Below are 16836 nucleotides of genomic sequence, written 5' to 3'. Positions count from 1 at the left end.
GGCCAACGACGGCTCTTATGCTTCGTCGCGGCTCAATCGCTTCTGGGTCGCGCAAAGCTCCCTCGGAACTCAGTTGCGGTCGTCCGGGAACACCGGGATCGGCATGAACTCGACGCCGTCCTCGGCCAGGCTCTTGGCTTCTTCCAGCGTCGCCTCGCCATAGATGCCGCGCGCGTCGCTTTCGCCGAAATGGATCTTGCGCGCTTCCTCGGCGAACTTGTCGCCGACATAGTCGGCATTCTCGCGCACCTTCTCGGCCATCGCCTTCAGCTGCGCCAAAGCCTGCTTCTGCGCCTCGCCCATGGCAAGCGCTATCGTTTCCTGCTTGCGCGCCGTGGAGACCGCCGGCGCCATCAGCGCTTTCTGCACCTTGTGCGAGCCGCAGGTCGGGCAGTCGACAAAGCCGCGCTTTTTCTGGGTGTCGAAATCGTCATTGCTGCGGAACCAGCCTTCGAATTCGTGCTCGTGCTCGCAGATCAGGGCAAAACGGATCAAGAGGCTGCACCCCTGAGACGCGGCGCCTCGCCCAAGCCGGCATTGACGGCGAAATCCCGCGCATTTTTGAGGTTGGGGATCTTTTTGCGCGCGGCAAGCGACCGCGCCGGGTCGATCTCGGCGACGATCACCGCCGGCTCGTCATGCGCGGCTTCCGCGATGATACGGCCCCATGGATCGACGATCAGCGAATGACCGTAGGTCTCGCGGCCGTCCTCATGCAGGCCGCCTTGCGCAGCGGCGACGACATAGGCGCCGTTCTCGATGGCGCGGGCCCTGAGCAGCACGTGCCAGTGCGCCTCGCCCGTCTGGCGGGTGAAGGCAGCCGGTACCGAAAGCATATCTGCGCCGGCCAGTGCCTCGGCGCGGAACAATTGCGGGAACCGCAAATCGTAGCAGACCGCAAAACCCAGTTTCGCGCCGTCGAGGTCGGTGACGACGGCCTCGGTGCCCGGTTCATAGGCGGCGGATTCGCGCCAGCTCTCGCCATTGTCGAGATCGACGTCGAACATGTGGATCTTGTCGTAGGTGGCGAGCGTGGCGCCGTCCGGGCCGAACAGCAGCGCGCGGTTGGCGAGCTTGCCGTCGGCGCGCAGGATGGCGGTCGAGCCTATATGCAGGAAAACGCCGAGTTCCTTGGCCAGCTTGCGCGCGGTCGAGACGATGATGTCCTTGTCCTCGGAGGTGAAGGAGGCGGCGCGCGCTTCCTTGTCGCGGATCAGCGCGCCGGTCATCTCCGGCGTCTGGATGTAGGTGGCGCCCTGGCTTGCGGCTTCGCGCACCAGCCGTTCGAGATCGACCGCGTTGCGCTCGGGGCTCTCGCCTGAACGCATCTGGATCGCAGCCGCCTTGAAAACACCCATCGCCATATCCTCAAATCGTCGCGCCGTTGGCGAGCAGTTTGTCCAGCCGGCCTTCGGCCTCCAGGTCGTGGAGGTCGTCACAGCCGCCGACATGCGTATCGCCGATGAAAATCTGCGGGAAGGTCGAGCGGCCATGGGCGCGGGAGATCATCTCCTGGCGCAGTTCCGGCGAGAAGGAGGCATCGTGCTCGGTAAAGGCGACGCCCTTGCGCTCGAGCAGCCGCTTGGCTGCCGTGCAATAGCCGCACATCATGCGGGTGTAGATGGTGACATCGGCCATGACGAATTTCCGCTGTTCGTTGCCGACTTATATAGTCGCGGACTCGTCCGCCCGGAAGTCCCCCGGCAACACACGGGCAAAGGTCAGCACGTCGACGGCGGCCGCACCTCCCCTTTTCAGCGCCTTGGTGGCGGAACGCACGGTGGCGCCGGTGGTGTAGACATCATCGATCAGCAGCACCCTGCGGCCAGCAATCTCGATTTCCGCCTCGGCGGGCACTCGGAAGGCAGCCCGCACATTCTCCTCGCGTTCCCCGCGCTCCAGCCCAACCTGCTGGCGGGTGAGTTTCACACGCCGCACCGCCGACGGAGCGAAGGGCAATTCGCTGAGCACTGACACCGCCCTTGCCAGTTCCGCCGACTGATTGAAGCGTCGCCTGAAGAAGCGCCGCCAGTGCAGCGGCACCGGCACCACCACTTCCGCCTCGGCGATGAGATCGGCACCCGCGCGCACCATCCAGCGCGCCATCCATGGCGCGAGATCCGTGCGATCCTGGTACTTCAGCCCTTGCACCATCTGGCGGGCGACGCCGGAATAGGCGACGGCCGCCCGCGCCCGCTCGAAAGGCGGCGGATCGGCAATCGCCTCGGCGGACAGAAAGCCCTCGCCCATGTGATGGCTGAACGGCGTGCCCATCACCGGGCACCATGGCCGTTCCAGCAGCCTGAGCTTCGGCCAGCAGGCGCCACAAAGCACGCCGGGCTGCGAGACATGCCGCCGGCAACCGGCGCAGACCGGCGGAAACAGGATGCGCGCCGGCCAGCCGAGGGCCGATCGGGCGAAGCGCTTGATCTCGCTGGGCTTGATCTTGGACATCGGATCGGCCACGTGGTTGGTTCTCCGCGCAGGTATACCAACTATATCAGGGCGTGGACAAACAAGGATCTGCCCGTTGCAGCCGATTATGGATACCTCTCTGTGGCTGGCGCACAAGCGGCGCGCGCTCACCCATCCGGTTGACGGCGCGGACTTCCTGATGCGCCGCACCGCCGAGGACCTTGCCGACCGGCTGGGTGCCGTCGAGCGCCGGTTCGGCAAGGCAGCCGTGCTGTTTTGCCAGACGCCGGCAGCGGCCGAAACGCTGGCCGAGAGCGGCAAGGTCGCCGATATTGTCCGCGTCGAGGCGGATACGGCTTTCCTGACAGGCGGCGGCGCCGGCTTGATCGCACCGCTCGAAACCGTGCCGTTCGAGCCGGAGAGCCTCGATCTGGTGGTCTCGCTTCTGTCGCTGCAGGCGATGAACGACATTCCCGGCATGCTGATCCAGATCCGCCGCGCGTTGCGGCCGGACGGGCTTTTCCTCGGCGCCTTTGCCGGCGCCGGCACGCTTTTCGAGCTGCGCGAAAGCCTGCTTGCGGCCGAGACCGAGCTTTACGGCGGCGCCAGCCCGCGTGTCGTCCCGTTCACCGACGTACGCGACGCAGGTGCGCTTCTGCAGCGCGCCGGTCTCGCTCTGCCGGTCGCCGACGTCGAGACGGTGACGGTGCGCTATGCCAGCCTGTTCAACCTGATGGCGGACCTGCGGGCCATGGGCGAAACCAGTGCGCTCACCGATCGCAGCCGGCGGCCAGGCACGCGCGAGCTGTTTGCCCGTGCTGCGGAAATCTACGCAGAGCGGTTTTCCGACCCCGACGGCCGCGTGAGAGCAAGTTTCTCGATTGTCTGGATGTCCGGCTGGGCGCCCGACGCATCGCAGCAAAAACCGCTGAAGCCAGGTTCGGCCAAGGTCTCGCTGAAGGCAATCCTGGAAGCGCCCGACGGGCAATGATCCCTGTCCGCAAGCGCGGAAAGGTTGGATCAGGGTGTGGGTGCGAAGGCGTTCGCAAGCCTGCTGTTGTTGTCGCTGAACAACCAGGTGAGCGAGTTGGCGAACTGACCAACGCCGGTGATGATCCCCAGCCCCACCAAGGTCGCGATCAGTCCATATTCGATGGCTGTCGCGCCATTCTCGTCCTTCAGAAAACGCAGCAGCACTGCTTTCATGACCTCAACCCCTCTAGCCGGGACCTTACCGCCGATCTGTTAAGAAAGGTTAACGGCAAAGGCTTAACAGGCGGTGAAACCGCCGCCTTCCCGCAATCCCTTAACCATGTCAGCAGTCGCCGCTGCTTCTGCCATTGGACCTGATGATGCAGACCGAACCGGGCTGCGGCTGCAGCACGCTGCGGCGCAACGTATAGGTTTCGCGATGGCTGACCGAGCCGGTGGCCGTCATGTCGAGCCCGCCGGCAAAATTATCGCGAGCCGATAGCGAGCGTGTCTGGCTGTCGAGGAAAGGGGTTGCGATTAGCGCCAGCGCCACCGCGGCCGAACCGAACAGCAGCGTGATGCGCAATATGCCCATGCCTGCGTCGGCGGCGCGAAAGCCGCGCTCGGGCCGGATCGAGTCCCAATCCCTGTCTAGGCTCATGCTATCGCTCCCCAGCGAATCGGCGGCGCGGCCTGAAACGGCCATGCTTCAATTTTTCATGACGAGATAAATCTTCCATTAACGCTGGCTGATACGACCCCTCGGCCAGGAAGCGGCCGGGCGAGAGCCCTCAAAGAAGATCGATGAGGAAAGGGATCAGCGGCGCATCGGCCGGCGGCATCGGATAGTCGCGCATCTGCTTTGGCCGCACCCATTTCAGCGCCTGCCCTTCCTTGGGTTGGGCGATGCCGCGGAAGCGGCGGCAGATGAACAGCGGCATCAGCAGGTGGAAATCGTCGTAGGAATGACTGGCGAAGGTGAGCGGCGCCAGACATGGGATGTCGGTTTCGATGCCGATTTCCTCATGCAGTTCGCGAATGATGCATTGTTCGGGCGTCTCGCCGGGTTCGACCTTGCCACCGGGAAATTCCCACAGCCCGGCAAGTTGCTTGCCCTGCGGCCGCTGCGCCAGCAGCACGCGGCCGTCGGCATCGACCAGCGCGCAGGCAGCGACCAGGAGCAGGCGCTTGCCGGCGGTCGTCCCGTCACTCATGCCATCACTTCATTCATGACCCGGCGGCCGGCGGTAGTGGTAGCGATAGACTTCGTCGAAGCCGAGCGAATGGTAGAGCGCCAGCGCCGGCACATTGCCGGCCTCGACCTGCAGCCAGGCTTCCCGCGCCCCACGCAGCCGCGCCCATTTCAGCGCCGACAGGATCAGGTTGCGGCCGTGGCCCTTGTTGCGCGCCGACTTATCGGTGGCGACCTCGAACAGGCCGGCGAGATCGCCGTCATGCACGCAGATCAGCGTCGCCAGCGCTTCGGCTCCATCTTCGAGCGCGAACAGTCCGGCCTCGGGCTGGATGGCGCCGATGATCTCCGACAGGCCGGGCCGCAGCGAGACATCCGAACCGCTGACCTTGAGCGACGCGCCGATGAAGCGGCTGATGTCCTTGAGCGGAATCTGGTCCATGGCGGCGTCGAGTTGCGCGTCGGCCAGCGGCAGCCGCATGACCAGCGACTCGTCGAACCGGCTCCAGCCCTCGCGGTCGAGATGGCTGGCGAGGTCCGGACCCGACAGCGGCGACATGCGGAACGTCAGCGGCCTGCCATAGGCGTCAAAACGGCGGCTGGCCCGGCCGATACGGTCGGCAATGTGCTGGGTGTCGCCGGGATCGAGCGGGTTGACCGAGTTCAGCCGCTTGGCCGGATGGCCGGCGGTCAGCCGCACCACCCAGGTGCCGTCATAGTGGACCGCAGCTGCCGGCCAGGCGCGAAAGCCGGCCGCCTCGTAGCGGCGCACGATCGCGAGCATGCTTGCCGGATGCCTGGAGCCCAAAACCATCAGCTCCGATAATCGCCATTGATGGCGACATATTCCTTGGTGAGGTCGCAAGTCCACACAGTCGCCTTGCCGCGGCCGATGCCGATATCGGCGCGGATGCGGATGTCGTCGCGCTTCATATAGGCCGACGTCGCCTGCTCGGAATATGAGGGGTCGCGCTCGCCTTCATGCGCCAGCCTGTTGTCGCCGAACCAGATCGACAGCCGGTCGCGATCGGCGGGCTCGCCGGCCTTGCCGACAGCCATGACGACGCGGCCCCAATTGGCATCCTCGCCGGCGACCGCCGTCTTGACCAGCGGCGAATTGGCGATCGACAGCGCGATGCGCTTGGCCGAGCGCGCCGATTTGGCGCCGGTGACGGTGACTTCGACCTGCTTGCGAGCGCCCTCGCCGTCGCGCACCACTTGCAACGCCAGCGATTTCAGTACCTTGCCGAGCGCCCGCCGGAATGGGCCGAGGCGGGCATCCTTTGCATCAGAGATTGCTGGCGCGCCGCGCTTGGCGGCCTTGCCAGTGGCGAAGATCAGCAGCGTGTCGCTGGTCGAGGTGTCGCTGTCGACGGTGACCGCGTTGAAGGTCTTGGCCGTGCCACGCGACAACAGGTCCTGCAGAACTGGGGCGGCGATCGGCGCGTCGGTGGCGATGAAGGAGAGCATCGTTGCCATGTCGGGCGCGATCATGCCAGCGCCCTTGGAGATGCCGTTGATGGTGACATCGGTGTCGCCGAGCTTGACGGTCGCAGTCGCCACTTTCGGATAGGTATCCGTGGTCATGATCGCCTTTGCCGCTTCGGTCCACAGCTCTGGCTTGCCATTGCTGACCAGCCCTGCGAGCAAATGGCTGAATTTGCTGGTGTCGAGCGGCTCGCCGATGACGCCGGTCGAGGCCAGGAAAACCTCGTTTGCCTTGCAGCCGGCCGCCTTCGCCGCCGCCTCGCCTGTCAGGGCCGTGGATTCCCGACCTTTCTTGCCGGTGAAGGCGTTGGCGTTGCCGGAATTGACGACCAGCACCCGCGCCTTGCCGGCCCCGAGATTTTGCCGGCAGAAATCGACCGGCGCCGAGGGGCATTTCGATTTCGTGAACACACCGGCGACCGCGGTGCCTTCATCGAAGACCATGGTCAAAAGGTCGGTGCGGTTCTTGTACTTTATCCCCGCCTCGGCGGTGGCGATGCGCACCCCCTCGATTTCTGGCATCTTGGGGTATTTCTTCGGCGCAAGCGGCGAAATCGTCGTGGACATGGGGGCCTCGGGCGGGAAAAATCGCAAGGGAAGGCCGGTTTGCCCGATACGCCGCGCGGGCGCAAGGGCGTTTTCGTCGCTCTTGCCGGAGGCGGGAGCCCACTCGGGATTAAGCTTGCATTTCAAATCTGTTGGCGCCGCCGGGGCCGATGGCGTTATGATCCTGCCCCATGGGCAGGCTTGCGATCCTCGCATGGGCATTTCTGGGACTTTTGCTGCTGAGCGCGGATGCACAGCCGCAACGGCGCGTGGCGCTTGTCATCGGCAACGGCACTTACGCCGAAGCCGGCACGCTGGCCAATCCGGTAAACGACGCGCTCGACATCGCCGACAAGCTGCGCTCCATCGGCTTCGAGGTCGTCGAAGGCAATGATCTCGGCAAGCGCGAGCTCGAACGCAGCATCGGCGAGTTCTCCGACGCGCTCGAAGGCGCCGGCGTCGGGCTTTTCTATTATGCCGGCCACGGCTTGCAGGTCGACGGGCGCAACTACATCGTGCCGGTCGACGCCAGGTTGGACGTGCCGGTAAAGCTCCAGCTTGAAGCCGTGCCGATCGACGAAGTCCTCGACATCATGGAACAGCAGACCAAGGTCAGCCTGGTGTTTCTCGATGCCTGCCGCAACAACCCGTTTGCCCGCAGTCTCAGCCGCACCGCCACCACGCGCTCGGCGACGGCGCTGGCCGGGTTGGCCCAGTTCGATTCGACGCGCGGCTCGTTTATTGCCTTCTCGACGGCACCTGGTGCCGTCGCCATGGACGGAAGCGGGCGCAACTCGCCTTTTGCCGCCGCCCTGCTGCGCCACATCGCCGAACCTGGCCAGAGCATCAACGACATGATGATCGCGGTGCGCCGTGACGTGGTTTCGCAAACGCGCGAGGCCCAGCGCCCCTGGGAGCAGGGCTCGCTGCTCGAGCGTTTCGAATTCGTCGCCGACGGGCAACCCGCCCAGCCGCAGAAGCCGGCCGCCGCTCCGGCCCCCTCGACCGAAGTTGCCGTGCTCGAGCGCTCGGTGGGCGACGACAAGGGATCGATCGAAAAATTCCTGCGCCAGGATTATCTGACGCCCGACACCAGAGCGATGAGCGAGACCGTCAAGCGGCTCTACGGCCCGTCTGCCACCATTTTCGGGACAAGCTACAACGCCGATGCCATCGCCAAGGTCAAGGCCGACTGGTTCGCGCAGTGGGCCTCCTGGTCGCTTGGCCTGGAGCCAGGCAGCCTGGAGGTCACTCCACATGGCCAGGATCGCGCCGAGGCCGTCTTTGCGATGCGCTACGACTATCTTCCAAAGGACAAGTCGGCGGCACGCCTGACCGGCAAGGCGCGTGTCACGCTTGGCTTGGTCAAGGCCGACGGCGGCTGGCGCATCGAGTCCGAGACATCGCAAGCGATGCAATAAGCATCATCTGATGGATTCTTTGATCCGTTAAGAACGGTCCGTTTCGTTTCACCACGACCTCACCTATAATGCCGGCGAAATTGTTGGCGAGGACGACAGACATGGCCGAGGACGCCGACCCGGCGCGTAGATCGATCGGTGCGCGGCGCAATCCCGCCAGCGCCGATGCCATTCTCGAAGCCGCCGAGGCCGTGCTGGTCGAGGCCGGTTATGCCGGTTTTTCGATCGAGGCGGTGGCGCGACGGGCCCGCGCCGGCAAACCCACCATCTATCGCTGGTGGCCGAGCAAGGCCGCACTGCTGCTCGAAGTCTACCAGCGCCAGAAACGCGTCGATGTTCCCGATACCGGGCGACTGGAGGAGGATCTCGTCGGCTTCCTGAAAAACCTGTTCGCCCACTGGCGCGACACATCGTCGGGCAGCGTGTTCAGGTCGCTGATCGCCGAGGCGCAGTCGGATGATACGGCGTCCGCGGCCCTTGCCGACTATGCGCTGGGTCGGCGCTCCCATACCGGTCAGATGGTGGAACGCGCCAGGGCAAGGGGCGAAATCGGCGCCGACATCGATTCAGCGCTGGTCGCCGACCTGATCGCCTCCTTCGCCTGGAAGCATCTGTTGACCAACCGGCTCGACGAGGACGAACCTACCATCCGCAAGGCCGTCGACTACGTGATGCGCGGCATAGCGGCGCCTGGAGGGTAAAAGGGCGGCTGGCCGACAAAAAAGGCGCGGCAACCCCTGGCTGCCGCGCCTCTTTCAAAAATTCCTTCAGGCCTACTTTGCGCTTTCCAGCGTATCGACCGCCTTCTTCAGGTTGGCGTCGGGGATTTCGACCTTGGCGCCGGCGCGCAGCGACTTGACCAGCGCGAAATACTTGTCGCGGATGACCGCCTGCTTGGCCTGGTCCTTGACGTCGTCGAAGGCCGGCGGCTGCTTGGTGCGCTTGTCCTCGAGCTTGATGACATGCCAGCCGAACTGCGACTGAACCGGCTGCTCGGTGTATTTGCCGACCTCGAGCGCAAAGGCCGCCTTGTCGAATTCCGGCACCATCTGGCCAGGTCCGAACCAGCCGAGATCGCCGCCGCTGGTCTTGCCTGAGGGATCGCTGGTGTGCTCGTTGGCGAGCTTCTGGAAGTCGGCGCCGCCGTCGAGCTGCTTGATGATCGCCTCGGCCTCTTCCTTCGTCTTCACGAGGATGTGACGGGCATGCACCTCGTTGGTGGGCGGCGTGTTGGCGATTTCCTGGTCGTAGCGGGCGCGAACCTCAGCGTCGGTGACTTTGTCGACAACACCCTTCTCGACCATCTCGCCATGCAGAGCGCGCTGCTGCAGGAAGGCCATGCGGCGCTGGAAATCGGGATCCTTGTCGAGTCCTGACGTGACCGCCTGGGCGGCCATGACGCGGATCTCGATGGCTGCCGAAAGGGCGGCGGCACGGCGCTGCTCGGGCGGCAGCTGCGAGAACTGCTGCGACAATTCCCCTTCGGCAAGCACCAGGTCGGCCTCGGTCAAGGGCTGGCCGTTGACCGTGGCGATCACGGTATTCGGATCGACCGGTGCTGCGGCCGGCGCTGCAGCATCCGCCGGAGCGGGAGCGGTTTGCTGCGCCATCAGCGGCGACAGCGAAAGGGCCGACAGGCCGAAGGCCAAGCCAAGGCTGGCGAGCGACGCGCGGCGGAACAACAAGGACATAAGATGACTCCGGTGGGGGATTGTGAGGAGGGGGTGGCTTCCAGATCAGCCAGATTGTGGCGGAATTTGGCGCGCCCGGCAGGGCCAGCGCGGCGTTGACATCAGTTGAGCCCCCTCTTATCTGTCCAACGACTTTGCGTCCAGAACCGTTTTCCGGGCGCTTTTTGTGTTTGTCCACGTTCACGTGGAATTGATGGGGCCGGCCGGCGCTCATCGCAAGATTGAGAATTCTATCGAAAGGACCATTGGATGGTCAGTCTCGGCGGTCTCGCCCGTAAGGTTTTCGGTTCCTCCAACGACCGTCGGGTCAAATCGACCCGGCCTCGTGTCGAAGCGATCAACGCCATGGAAAACGAGATGCGGGCGCTCTCCGACGAGGAGTTGGTCGGCCGCACCGCGAAATTCCGCCAGGACATCGCCAACGGCGCCACGCTCGACGACCTTTTGGTGCCAGCCTTTGCCACCGCCCGCGAGGCGGCGCGCCGCGTGCTCGGCATGCGCCCCTTCGATGTCCAGCTGATCGGCGGCATGGTGCTGCACAATGGCGGCATTGCCGAGATGCGCACCGGCGAGGGCAAGACCCTGGTCGCGACGCTGCCGGTCTACCTGAACGCGCTTGCCGGCAAGGGCGTCCACGTCGTCACCGTCAACGACTATCTCGCCACCCGCGACTCCGAATGGATGGGCCGCGTCTACAAGTTCCTTGGTCTTTCGGTCGGAGTCATCGTCCACGGTCTGTCCGACGAGGAGCGCAGCACCGCCTACGCCGCCGATGTCACCTACGCCACCAACAACGAACTCGGCTTCGACTATCTACGCGACAACATGAAGTACGAGCGCGCCCAGATGGTGCAGCGCGGTCACAATTACGCGATCGTCGACGAGGTCGATTCCATCCTGGTCGACGAGGCGCGCACGCCGCTGATCATTTCCGGTCCGCTCGAGGACCGTTCGGAAATGTACAACACCATCGACACCTTCATCATCCAGCTGCAGCCGCAGGATTATGAGATCGACGAGAAGCAGAAGACGTCGATTTTCACCGAGGAAGGCACCGAGAAGCTCGAGAACCTTTTGCGCGACGCCGACCTGCTCAAGGGCGAGTCGCTGTACGACGTCGAGAACGTCGCCATCGTCCACCATGTCAACAACGCGCTGAAGGCGCACCGGCTGTTCCAGAAGGACAAGGACTACATCGTCCGCAACGGCGAGATCGTCATCATCGACGAGTTCACCGGCCGCATGATGCCGGGCCGCCGCTATTCGGAAGGCCTGCACCAGGCACTCGAAGCCAAGGAGCATGTGGCGATCCAGCCGGAGAACCAGACGCTGGCCTCCGTCACCTTCCAGAACTACTTCCGCCTCTACAAGAAGCTTTCCGGCATGACCGGCACGGCGCTGACCGAGGCCGAGGAATTCGGCAACATCTACAATCTCGATGTCACCGAGATTCCGACCAACCTGCCGGTCATCCGCAAGGACGAAGACGACGAGGTCTACCGGACGGTCGAGGAGAAATACAAGGCGATCGTCAGGGAGATCCGCGAAGCCAGCGCCAAGGGCCAGCCGACGCTGGTTGGCACCACTTCCATTGAAAAATCCGAGCAGCTGGCCGAGCGCCTGCGCAAGGAAGGCTTCACGGATTTCGAGGTGCTGAACGCCCGCCACCACGAGCGCGAGGCGGCGATCGTCGCCCAGGCCGGCAAGCCCGGCGCCATCACCATTGCCACCAACATGGCCGGCCGCGGCACCGACATCAAGCTCGGCGGCAATGCCGAGATGCGCATTGAAGACGAACTCGGCGACATGCCGGCCGGCCCCGAGCGCGAGGCGCGGGAAAAAGAGATCAATGCCGATGTCGAGCGGCTGAAGGACAAGGCGCTTGCCGCCGGCGGCCTCTATGTGCTGGCCACCGAACGTCACGAATCGCGCCGCATCGATAACCAGCTGCGCGGCCGTTCCGGTCGTCAGGGCGACCCCGGCCGCTCGAAATTCTTCCTGTCGCTGCAGGATGACCTGATGCGCATCTTCGGCTCCGAGCGCATGGACGGCATGCTGCAGAAGCTCGGCCTCAAGGAAGACGAGGCGATCATCCATCCCTGGATCAACAAGGCGCTGGAAAAGGCGCAGAAGAAGGTCGAGGCGCGCAACTTCGACATCCGCAAGAATCTGCTGAAATATGACGACGTCTCCAACGACCAGCGCAAGGTGGTGTTCGAGCAGCGCATCGAGCTGATGGACGGCGAAGGCCTGAGCGAAACCATTGGCGAGATGCGCGAGGGCGTCATCGACGAGATCGTCGCCAAGGCCATTCCCGAAAACGCCTATGCCGAGCAGTGGGATGTCGCGGGCTTGAAGGCCGAGGTCGCCGAATTCCTCAATCTCGACCTGCCGATCGAGGACTGGGCCAAGGAAGAGGGCATCGCCGAGGACGACATCCGCGAGCGCATCACCCAGGCAGCCGACGCCGCCGCCAAGGAGCGCTCCGAGCGCTTCGGCCCCGAGGTGATGACCTATGTCGAGCGTTCGGTGGTGCTGCAGTCGCTCGACCATCTGTGGCGCGAGCACATCGTCAATCTCGACCATCTGCGTTCGGTCGTCGGCTTCCGCGGCTACGCCCAGCGCGATCCGCTGCAGGAGTACAAGGGCGAGGCGTTCGAGCTGTTCCAGGCGATGCTGGGCAATCTGCGCCAGGTCGTCACCGCGCAGCTGATGCGCGTCGAACTGGTCCGCCAGGCCGCCGAAGCGCCGCCGCCGGAAGCCCCCGATATGTTCGGCACGCATATCGATGGCACCACCGGCGAGAATGACTTCGAAGGCGGCGAGACCGCCCTTCTGGTCCGCCCGGAGGTCACCGCCATCGTCGCTCCCGAAGACCGCGACCCCAACAACCAGGCTACCTGGGGCAAGGTCGGCCGCAACGAAGCCTGCCCCTGCGGCTCCGGCAAGAAGTACAAGCACTGCCACGGGGCGTTCGCGTAAGAGCGCGCTATTCCTTCTCCCCGTTTACGGGGAGAAGGTGCCCGAAGGGCGGATGAGGGGCGGCGCTGACGTTCGCGACTAGCGTCGCTAAAACCCGGCGAATGCCGCCTCGTCAACGGTCACTTCTTCGACCATCTTTACCCGCACGCCGATCTTCTGATCCTTGAGCAGGTCGCATAGTCCGTCGCCATCGATCAGGTCGATGGCCGGAGCACCATCGCGCACAGCCTCGCGCCGCGCATCCGCGGTAAACGTACCGGTGGTGATGACAAGGCCCTTGTCAGCTCGACCAACCATCGCGCCGCGAAAGTCGCGCACAACGCCTGCCCCGACCGAGCCTTTCCAACGCTTGCATTGGAACAGCACGTGGAAGGAAAGCAGGTTGACCCGCAAGACGCCGGTGCCGTCGATGCCGCCATCGCCGCTCCTGCCGGTCACCTCGACCTTGATAAAGCCGGCCTCACGGAGAATTCTCTGGCACAACCGCTCGAAGGCCGCCGGATCAAGCGCCAGAAGAATGTCGAGCAGTTGCTCCCGCCAGTCCTTCAAGGCGATGTCCCCTGCTTCCGCTTCAGCCTCGGCACGCTCAGGGGCAGCGACAGTTTTCGCCTTGCGCAATGCCGCGTCGGCTCGCCTGACAAGCCGTACGATCTCTTCCGGATCAAGTGAGAGCGACGTACGGCCCTCCGCCGTGAGGGCCCACACGCCGCGCTCACTATTGTTCGTGAGGCCTGCATTCTTCAGCCAGCTTCGCGCCCAGGCGCAGCGATAATCGAATTTCGCCCTTGGACCATCGCCAACCAGCACTGCCCGCGCCGCATCGGAAATGTTCATCAATACAGCCGTCTTGTCGTCGATCTCTTCGATCGAAGCGGAGCCGCCGAGCGCGTCCAATGCCCGCAAGACCGGCACGAAAAACTCGGCGAAGGGTGGAACGGTCGCCTTCATCGTCCCATCCTCATACAACCCAACGCGCAACGAACTTGTCTCGGCCCCAGAGTCACATGGCCGTGAATCATAAGCTGCGACATGGTTCCCCCAGAACGGGCGCATTAGAGCGGGTTTCACGCTTCTGGGAAAGAGCTTGAATGTTAATCCCGCCATCATTTGCCGCTCGTATTTCCTCCGTTCTTTGCCAAGCGCGGCTGGGCGAGCACAACGCAAATCTTCGAAGCCTGCGCCGCCCCTCATCCGCCTGCCGGCACCTTCTCCCCGTATAGTGACGGGGAGAAGGAAGCTCCCCGCCCACGTTTTCTTAATGTGTTTTGGCTACACCAAAGCCTGAAAAGAAGCGGAAAACGGAGAGAAATCGGGGTGCGCTTTTCCGCGGCCACGACAGCCGGGCGGTTCCTGCCGCAGCGTTTGGCGCTGCGCATGGGGCCGTTGCTTGGCCGTATCGACGCCGTGCTGTTCACCGCCGACGAGCGCGGCGAGGCCGGCCGCATGTCGGTCATCGCCTTCTCCATCCGCATCGTCAGCGCCGTCATCGCCTTTATCAGCCAGGTGCTGATGGCACGCTGGATGGGCTCGTTCGAATACGGCATCTTCGTCCTCGTCTGGGTGACGATGGTCATCGTCGGCAATCTCGCCTGCCTCGGCTTCCACACCTCGGTCATCCGCTTCATTCCCGAATACCGCGAACGCGGCCTGATGGACGAACTGCGCGGCATCGTGCTGGCCAGCCGTCTGTTCGTGCTGATCGCCTCCACGATCATTGCCGGGCTCGGTGCGCTCGGCGTCTGGCTGGCAGCACCGTGGATCGAAAACTACTATGTGATACCGTTCATCCTCGGCGTCATCTGCCTGCCCATGATCGCCATGTCCGACCTGCTGTCGGGCCTGGCACGCGCCAACAGCTGGGCGCTGTTTGCGCTGTCGCCGACCTATCTCGTGCGGCCCATCCTGATCCTGCTATTCATGGCGCTGATGCTTGTCGCGGGCTATGCCCCCGATGCCAGGACCGCCATCTTCGCCTCGATCGCGGCCACCTACGTCACCACGCTTGGCCAGCTCATCGGCGTCACTCAGCGCATGGAAAGGCAGATTCCGGCGGGGCCGATGAAGGTCCATTTCGCGCAATGGTTCATCGTCTCGCTGCCGATTTTCCTGGTCGAAAGCTTCTTCTTCCTGCTCACCAATGCCGACGTGCTGATGGTCGGCGCCTATATGGATCCCAACGACGTCGCCGTCTATTTCGCCACCGTGAAGACACTGGCGCTGGTGCATTTCGTCTACTTCGCCGTCAAGGCCGGCGTCGCCCAGCGCTATGCGCAGTTCACCCATGGCGACCCGCAGAGGCTCGCCGCCTTTGCCCGCGAGACGGTGTCGTGGACGTTCTGGCCATCGCTCTTGATGGCGCTGCTGGTGCTGGCGCTCGGCGAGCCGATGCTGGTGTTGTTCGGCCCTGAATTCAGCAGCGGCTATCCCTTGCTGTTCCTGCTGGTCTTCGGCGTCGTGGCGCGGGCCGCCGTCGGCCCCTGCGAAAGCCTACTGACGATGAGCGGCAACCAGAACATCTGCGCCGCCGTCTATGCCATGACGCTGGCCTTCAACATCGCGCTCAACGTGGTGTTGATCCCGATGTTCGGCCTGTGGGGCGCGGCCATGGCCACCGCCTTTGCCATGATCTTCGAAGCCAGCGCATTGTCCTTCACGGTGTGGCGCAAGCTCGGCATCGTCATGCTCATCTTCGTGCCTGCGAAAGGAGCCGCGTGATGGCCGCCATCCCGTTGCTTGAGGAAACCAGCGGTGGCACCGCCGGCGCCATGGTGTCCGGCCTTGCCGGGCTGACCCGTGACGCCGATCCCGCCCATATCGAGATCCTTGCCAACAACCGGCCCGAGCGCAAACTCGCCATCTACCCGGCATCGGCCGGCTTCGACCTGGTCGAGGAGCTGGATTATCTCTGCGCCCGCACGGTCGAGCCCAACGTTTTCTTCAACCCGCGCTTCCTGGCGCCCGCCATGCCGCGGCTGGAGGATCGCGAGGTGCGGCTGGCGGTCATCCGCGACGGCGACGAATACCGCAACCGACTGCGCCTTTTGGTGCCGTTCTCGGTGGAGCGGCCGGTGGTGCCGCTCGGCGTGCCGGTGATGCGCACATGGTCGAGCCCGTTCGGTCCGCTCGGCACGCCGCTGGTCGACCGCGACGATCCGGTCGGTGTCGTCGAGGACTTCTTCTCGATGCTGTCGCGCCCGCACCTCAAGCTGCCGAAAGTGTTCGTCCTGCCCGATGTCCGGCTCGATGGCCCGGTGGCGAGCCTGTTTGCCACCGTGGCCGAGACACGCGGACTGATGCTGGTCACCACCGGCCAGACCCAGCGCCCCGCGCTCGAGAGCGAGTTCGATGGCGACGAGTATCTGAAGGCTTCGCTGCGCGCGCACCATTATCGCGAGTTCCGCCGCCTGAAGCGCCGCCTTGGCGACCTCGGCAAGCTTGAGCATGTCGTGGCGCGCGGCCCCGAAGACATCCGCCACGCCATCGAAAACTTCCTGACGTTGGAAGCGGCCGGCTGGAAAGGCCGCGAACGCACCGCCATGGCGATCGACCGCTACCGCGCCGCCTTCGCCCGCGAAGCCGTGCACCGGCTGGCCGAGCAGGACATGTGCCGCATCCATTCGCTGACGCTCGACGGCCGCACCATCGCCTGCCTGATCGTCTTCGTCGAAGCCGGCGTCGCCTACACCTGGAAGACGGCCTATGACGAGACGCTGGCCAGCTATTCGCCCGGCACGCTGCTGATGATCGAGGTGACCAGGCAGCATCTCGACGATCCCAACATCATGATGACCGATTCCTGCGCGGTGCCCGACCATCCGGTGATGAGCCGGCTATGGGCCGAGCGCAGGCCGATGGGCACGCTGGTGATCGGGCTGACGCCGGACGCCGACCGCCTCACCCGCCAGGCCGCCTCGCAGTTGCACCTCTACCGCGAAACCCGCAACATGGCCCGCCTGCTGCGCAACCGGATGAAGAGCTTGTTGGGACGGCGGTAAGGCTGGCAAGGTGCGGTTCTGGGAGAACGGCATATTTTCGCTACAAGATTTATTTGATAGAGGTGACCGGGAATTTACTTCGATCGCCCAACAGATAAACGCCAATATTACCCTTTGCTCATAAAAAACGAGAT

Annotated in this window: 17 protein-coding genes; 6 read left to right on the top strand and 11 right to left on the bottom strand. The window is 64.2% G+C overall.

The genetic code is table 11. The features are described from left to right. Nucleotides 1–69 precede the first annotated feature (69 nt). Genes FCU66_RS01885 through FCU66_RS01870 form a run of 4 tightly spaced genes read right to left on the bottom strand, consistent with a single transcriptional unit; the run spans nt 70 to nt 2466 of the window. A complete protein-coding gene (locus FCU66_RS01885; protein WP_091585387.1) occupies nt 70–495 on the bottom strand; it encodes a DUF1178 family protein in 426 nt (141 codons plus the stop codon). Further along, nucleotides 492–1358, bottom strand: coding sequence for a carbon-nitrogen hydrolase family protein (locus FCU66_RS01880; protein ID WP_136619778.1), 867 nt, complete (start codon nt 1356–1358; stop codon nt 492–494). Before FCU66_RS01880 ends, FCU66_RS01885 begins: the two co-directional genes overlap by 4 nt. A 10-nt stretch (nt 1359–1368) precedes the next feature. Beyond that, on the bottom strand, nt 1369–1638 hold the full coding sequence (gene grxC, locus FCU66_RS01875; RefSeq protein WP_136619777.1) for a glutaredoxin 3: 270 nt from the start codon (nt 1636–1638) through the stop codon (nt 1369–1371). Between the two features lie 27 nt (nt 1639–1665). Continuing rightward, a complete protein-coding gene (locus FCU66_RS01870; protein ID WP_425462834.1) occupies nt 1666–2466 on the bottom strand; it encodes a ComF family protein in 801 nt (266 codons plus the stop codon). Between the two features lie 64 nt (nt 2467–2530). Here FCU66_RS01870 and FCU66_RS01865 point away from each other — a divergent pair, with 64 nt between their 5' ends. Then, a complete protein-coding gene (locus FCU66_RS01865) occupies nt 2531–3406 on the top strand; it encodes a methyltransferase domain-containing protein (RefSeq protein WP_136619776.1) in 876 nt (291 codons plus the stop codon). Between the two features lie 29 nt (nt 3407–3435). On the opposite strand, the gene FCU66_RS01860 is transcribed toward FCU66_RS01865, so the two are convergent. From FCU66_RS01860 to argJ, 5 genes are all read right to left on the bottom strand, one after another. After that, nucleotides 3436–3621, bottom strand: coding sequence for a Flp family type IVb pilin (locus FCU66_RS01860; protein WP_136619775.1), 186 nt, complete (start codon nt 3619–3621; stop codon nt 3436–3438). 109 nt (nt 3622–3730) lie between these two features. Further along, nucleotides 3731–4048: a hypothetical protein gene (locus tag FCU66_RS01855; protein WP_136619774.1), complete on the bottom strand. Its 318-nt coding sequence runs from the start codon at nt 4046–4048 to the stop codon at nt 3731–3733. A 130-nt stretch (nt 4049–4178) separates the two neighbouring features. Further along, entirely contained in the window at nt 4179–4601 is a 423-nt protein-coding gene (locus FCU66_RS01850) for a (deoxy)nucleoside triphosphate pyrophosphohydrolase (RefSeq protein WP_136619773.1), read from the bottom strand. Between the two features lie 9 nt (nt 4602–4610). Beyond that, the gene (locus FCU66_RS01845; RefSeq protein ID WP_126070649.1) at nt 4611–5363 is read right to left on the bottom strand and encodes a GNAT family N-acetyltransferase; all 753 of its coding nucleotides are present in this window, start codon (nt 5361–5363) and stop codon (nt 4611–4613) included. A 29-nt stretch (nt 5364–5392) separates the two neighbouring features. After that, nucleotides 5393–6634, bottom strand: a complete 1242-nt coding sequence (gene argJ, locus FCU66_RS01840; RefSeq protein WP_136619772.1) for a bifunctional glutamate N-acetyltransferase/amino-acid acetyltransferase ArgJ — start codon at nt 6632–6634, stop codon at nt 5393–5395. A 170-nt stretch (nt 6635–6804) separates the two neighbouring features. On the opposite strand from argJ, the gene FCU66_RS01835 reads away from it, so the two are divergent. Both FCU66_RS01835 and FCU66_RS01830 read left to right on the top strand, forming a co-directional pair. Further along, nucleotides 6805–8034, top strand: a complete 1230-nt coding sequence (locus FCU66_RS01835; protein ID WP_136619771.1) for a caspase family protein — start codon at nt 6805–6807, stop codon at nt 8032–8034. A 101-nt stretch (nt 8035–8135) separates the two neighbouring features. Next, entirely contained in the window at nt 8136–8735 is a 600-nt protein-coding gene (locus FCU66_RS01830) for a TetR/AcrR family transcriptional regulator (RefSeq protein WP_136619770.1), read from the top strand. Between the two features lie 72 nt (nt 8736–8807). Here FCU66_RS01830 and FCU66_RS01825 read toward each other — a convergent pair whose 3' ends face one another. Next, complete coding sequence (locus FCU66_RS01825; protein ID WP_136619769.1) at nt 8808–9725, bottom strand: peptidylprolyl isomerase; 918 nt, start codon at nt 9723–9725, stop codon at nt 8808–8810. Nucleotides 9726–9974: 249 nt separating this feature from the next. On the opposite strand from FCU66_RS01825, the gene secA reads away from it, so the two are divergent. Further along, nucleotides 9975–12707: a preprotein translocase subunit SecA gene (secA, locus tag FCU66_RS01820; protein WP_136619768.1), complete on the top strand. Its 2733-nt coding sequence runs from the start codon at nt 9975–9977 to the stop codon at nt 12705–12707. An 87-nt stretch (nt 12708–12794) separates the two neighbouring features. Here the strand turns inward: secA and FCU66_RS01815 are convergent, their stop codons facing one another. Next, entirely contained in the window at nt 12795–13655 is an 861-nt protein-coding gene (locus tag FCU66_RS01815) for a restriction endonuclease (protein ID WP_136619767.1), read from the bottom strand. A 366-nt stretch (nt 13656–14021) separates the two neighbouring features. Here FCU66_RS01815 and FCU66_RS01810 point away from each other — a divergent pair, with 366 nt between their 5' ends. After that, a complete protein-coding gene (locus FCU66_RS01810; RefSeq protein WP_136619766.1) occupies nt 14022–15422 on the top strand; it encodes a lipopolysaccharide biosynthesis protein in 1401 nt (466 codons plus the stop codon). Further along, complete coding sequence (locus FCU66_RS01805; RefSeq protein ID WP_136619765.1) at nt 15422–16702, top strand: GNAT family N-acetyltransferase; 1281 nt, start codon at nt 15422–15424, stop codon at nt 16700–16702. Before FCU66_RS01810 ends, FCU66_RS01805 begins: the two co-directional genes overlap by 1 nt. Nucleotides 16703–16836: the final 134 nt, after the last annotated feature.

Origin of the sequence: Mesorhizobium norvegicum, from assembly GCF_004919685.1 — a bacterium.
GTDB lineage: Bacteria > Pseudomonadota > Alphaproteobacteria > Rhizobiales > Rhizobiaceae > Mesorhizobium > Mesorhizobium norvegicum.
The sequence above is the reverse complement of the archived record's forward strand: the minus strand, read 5'-3'. Positions and strand labels throughout refer to the sequence as shown.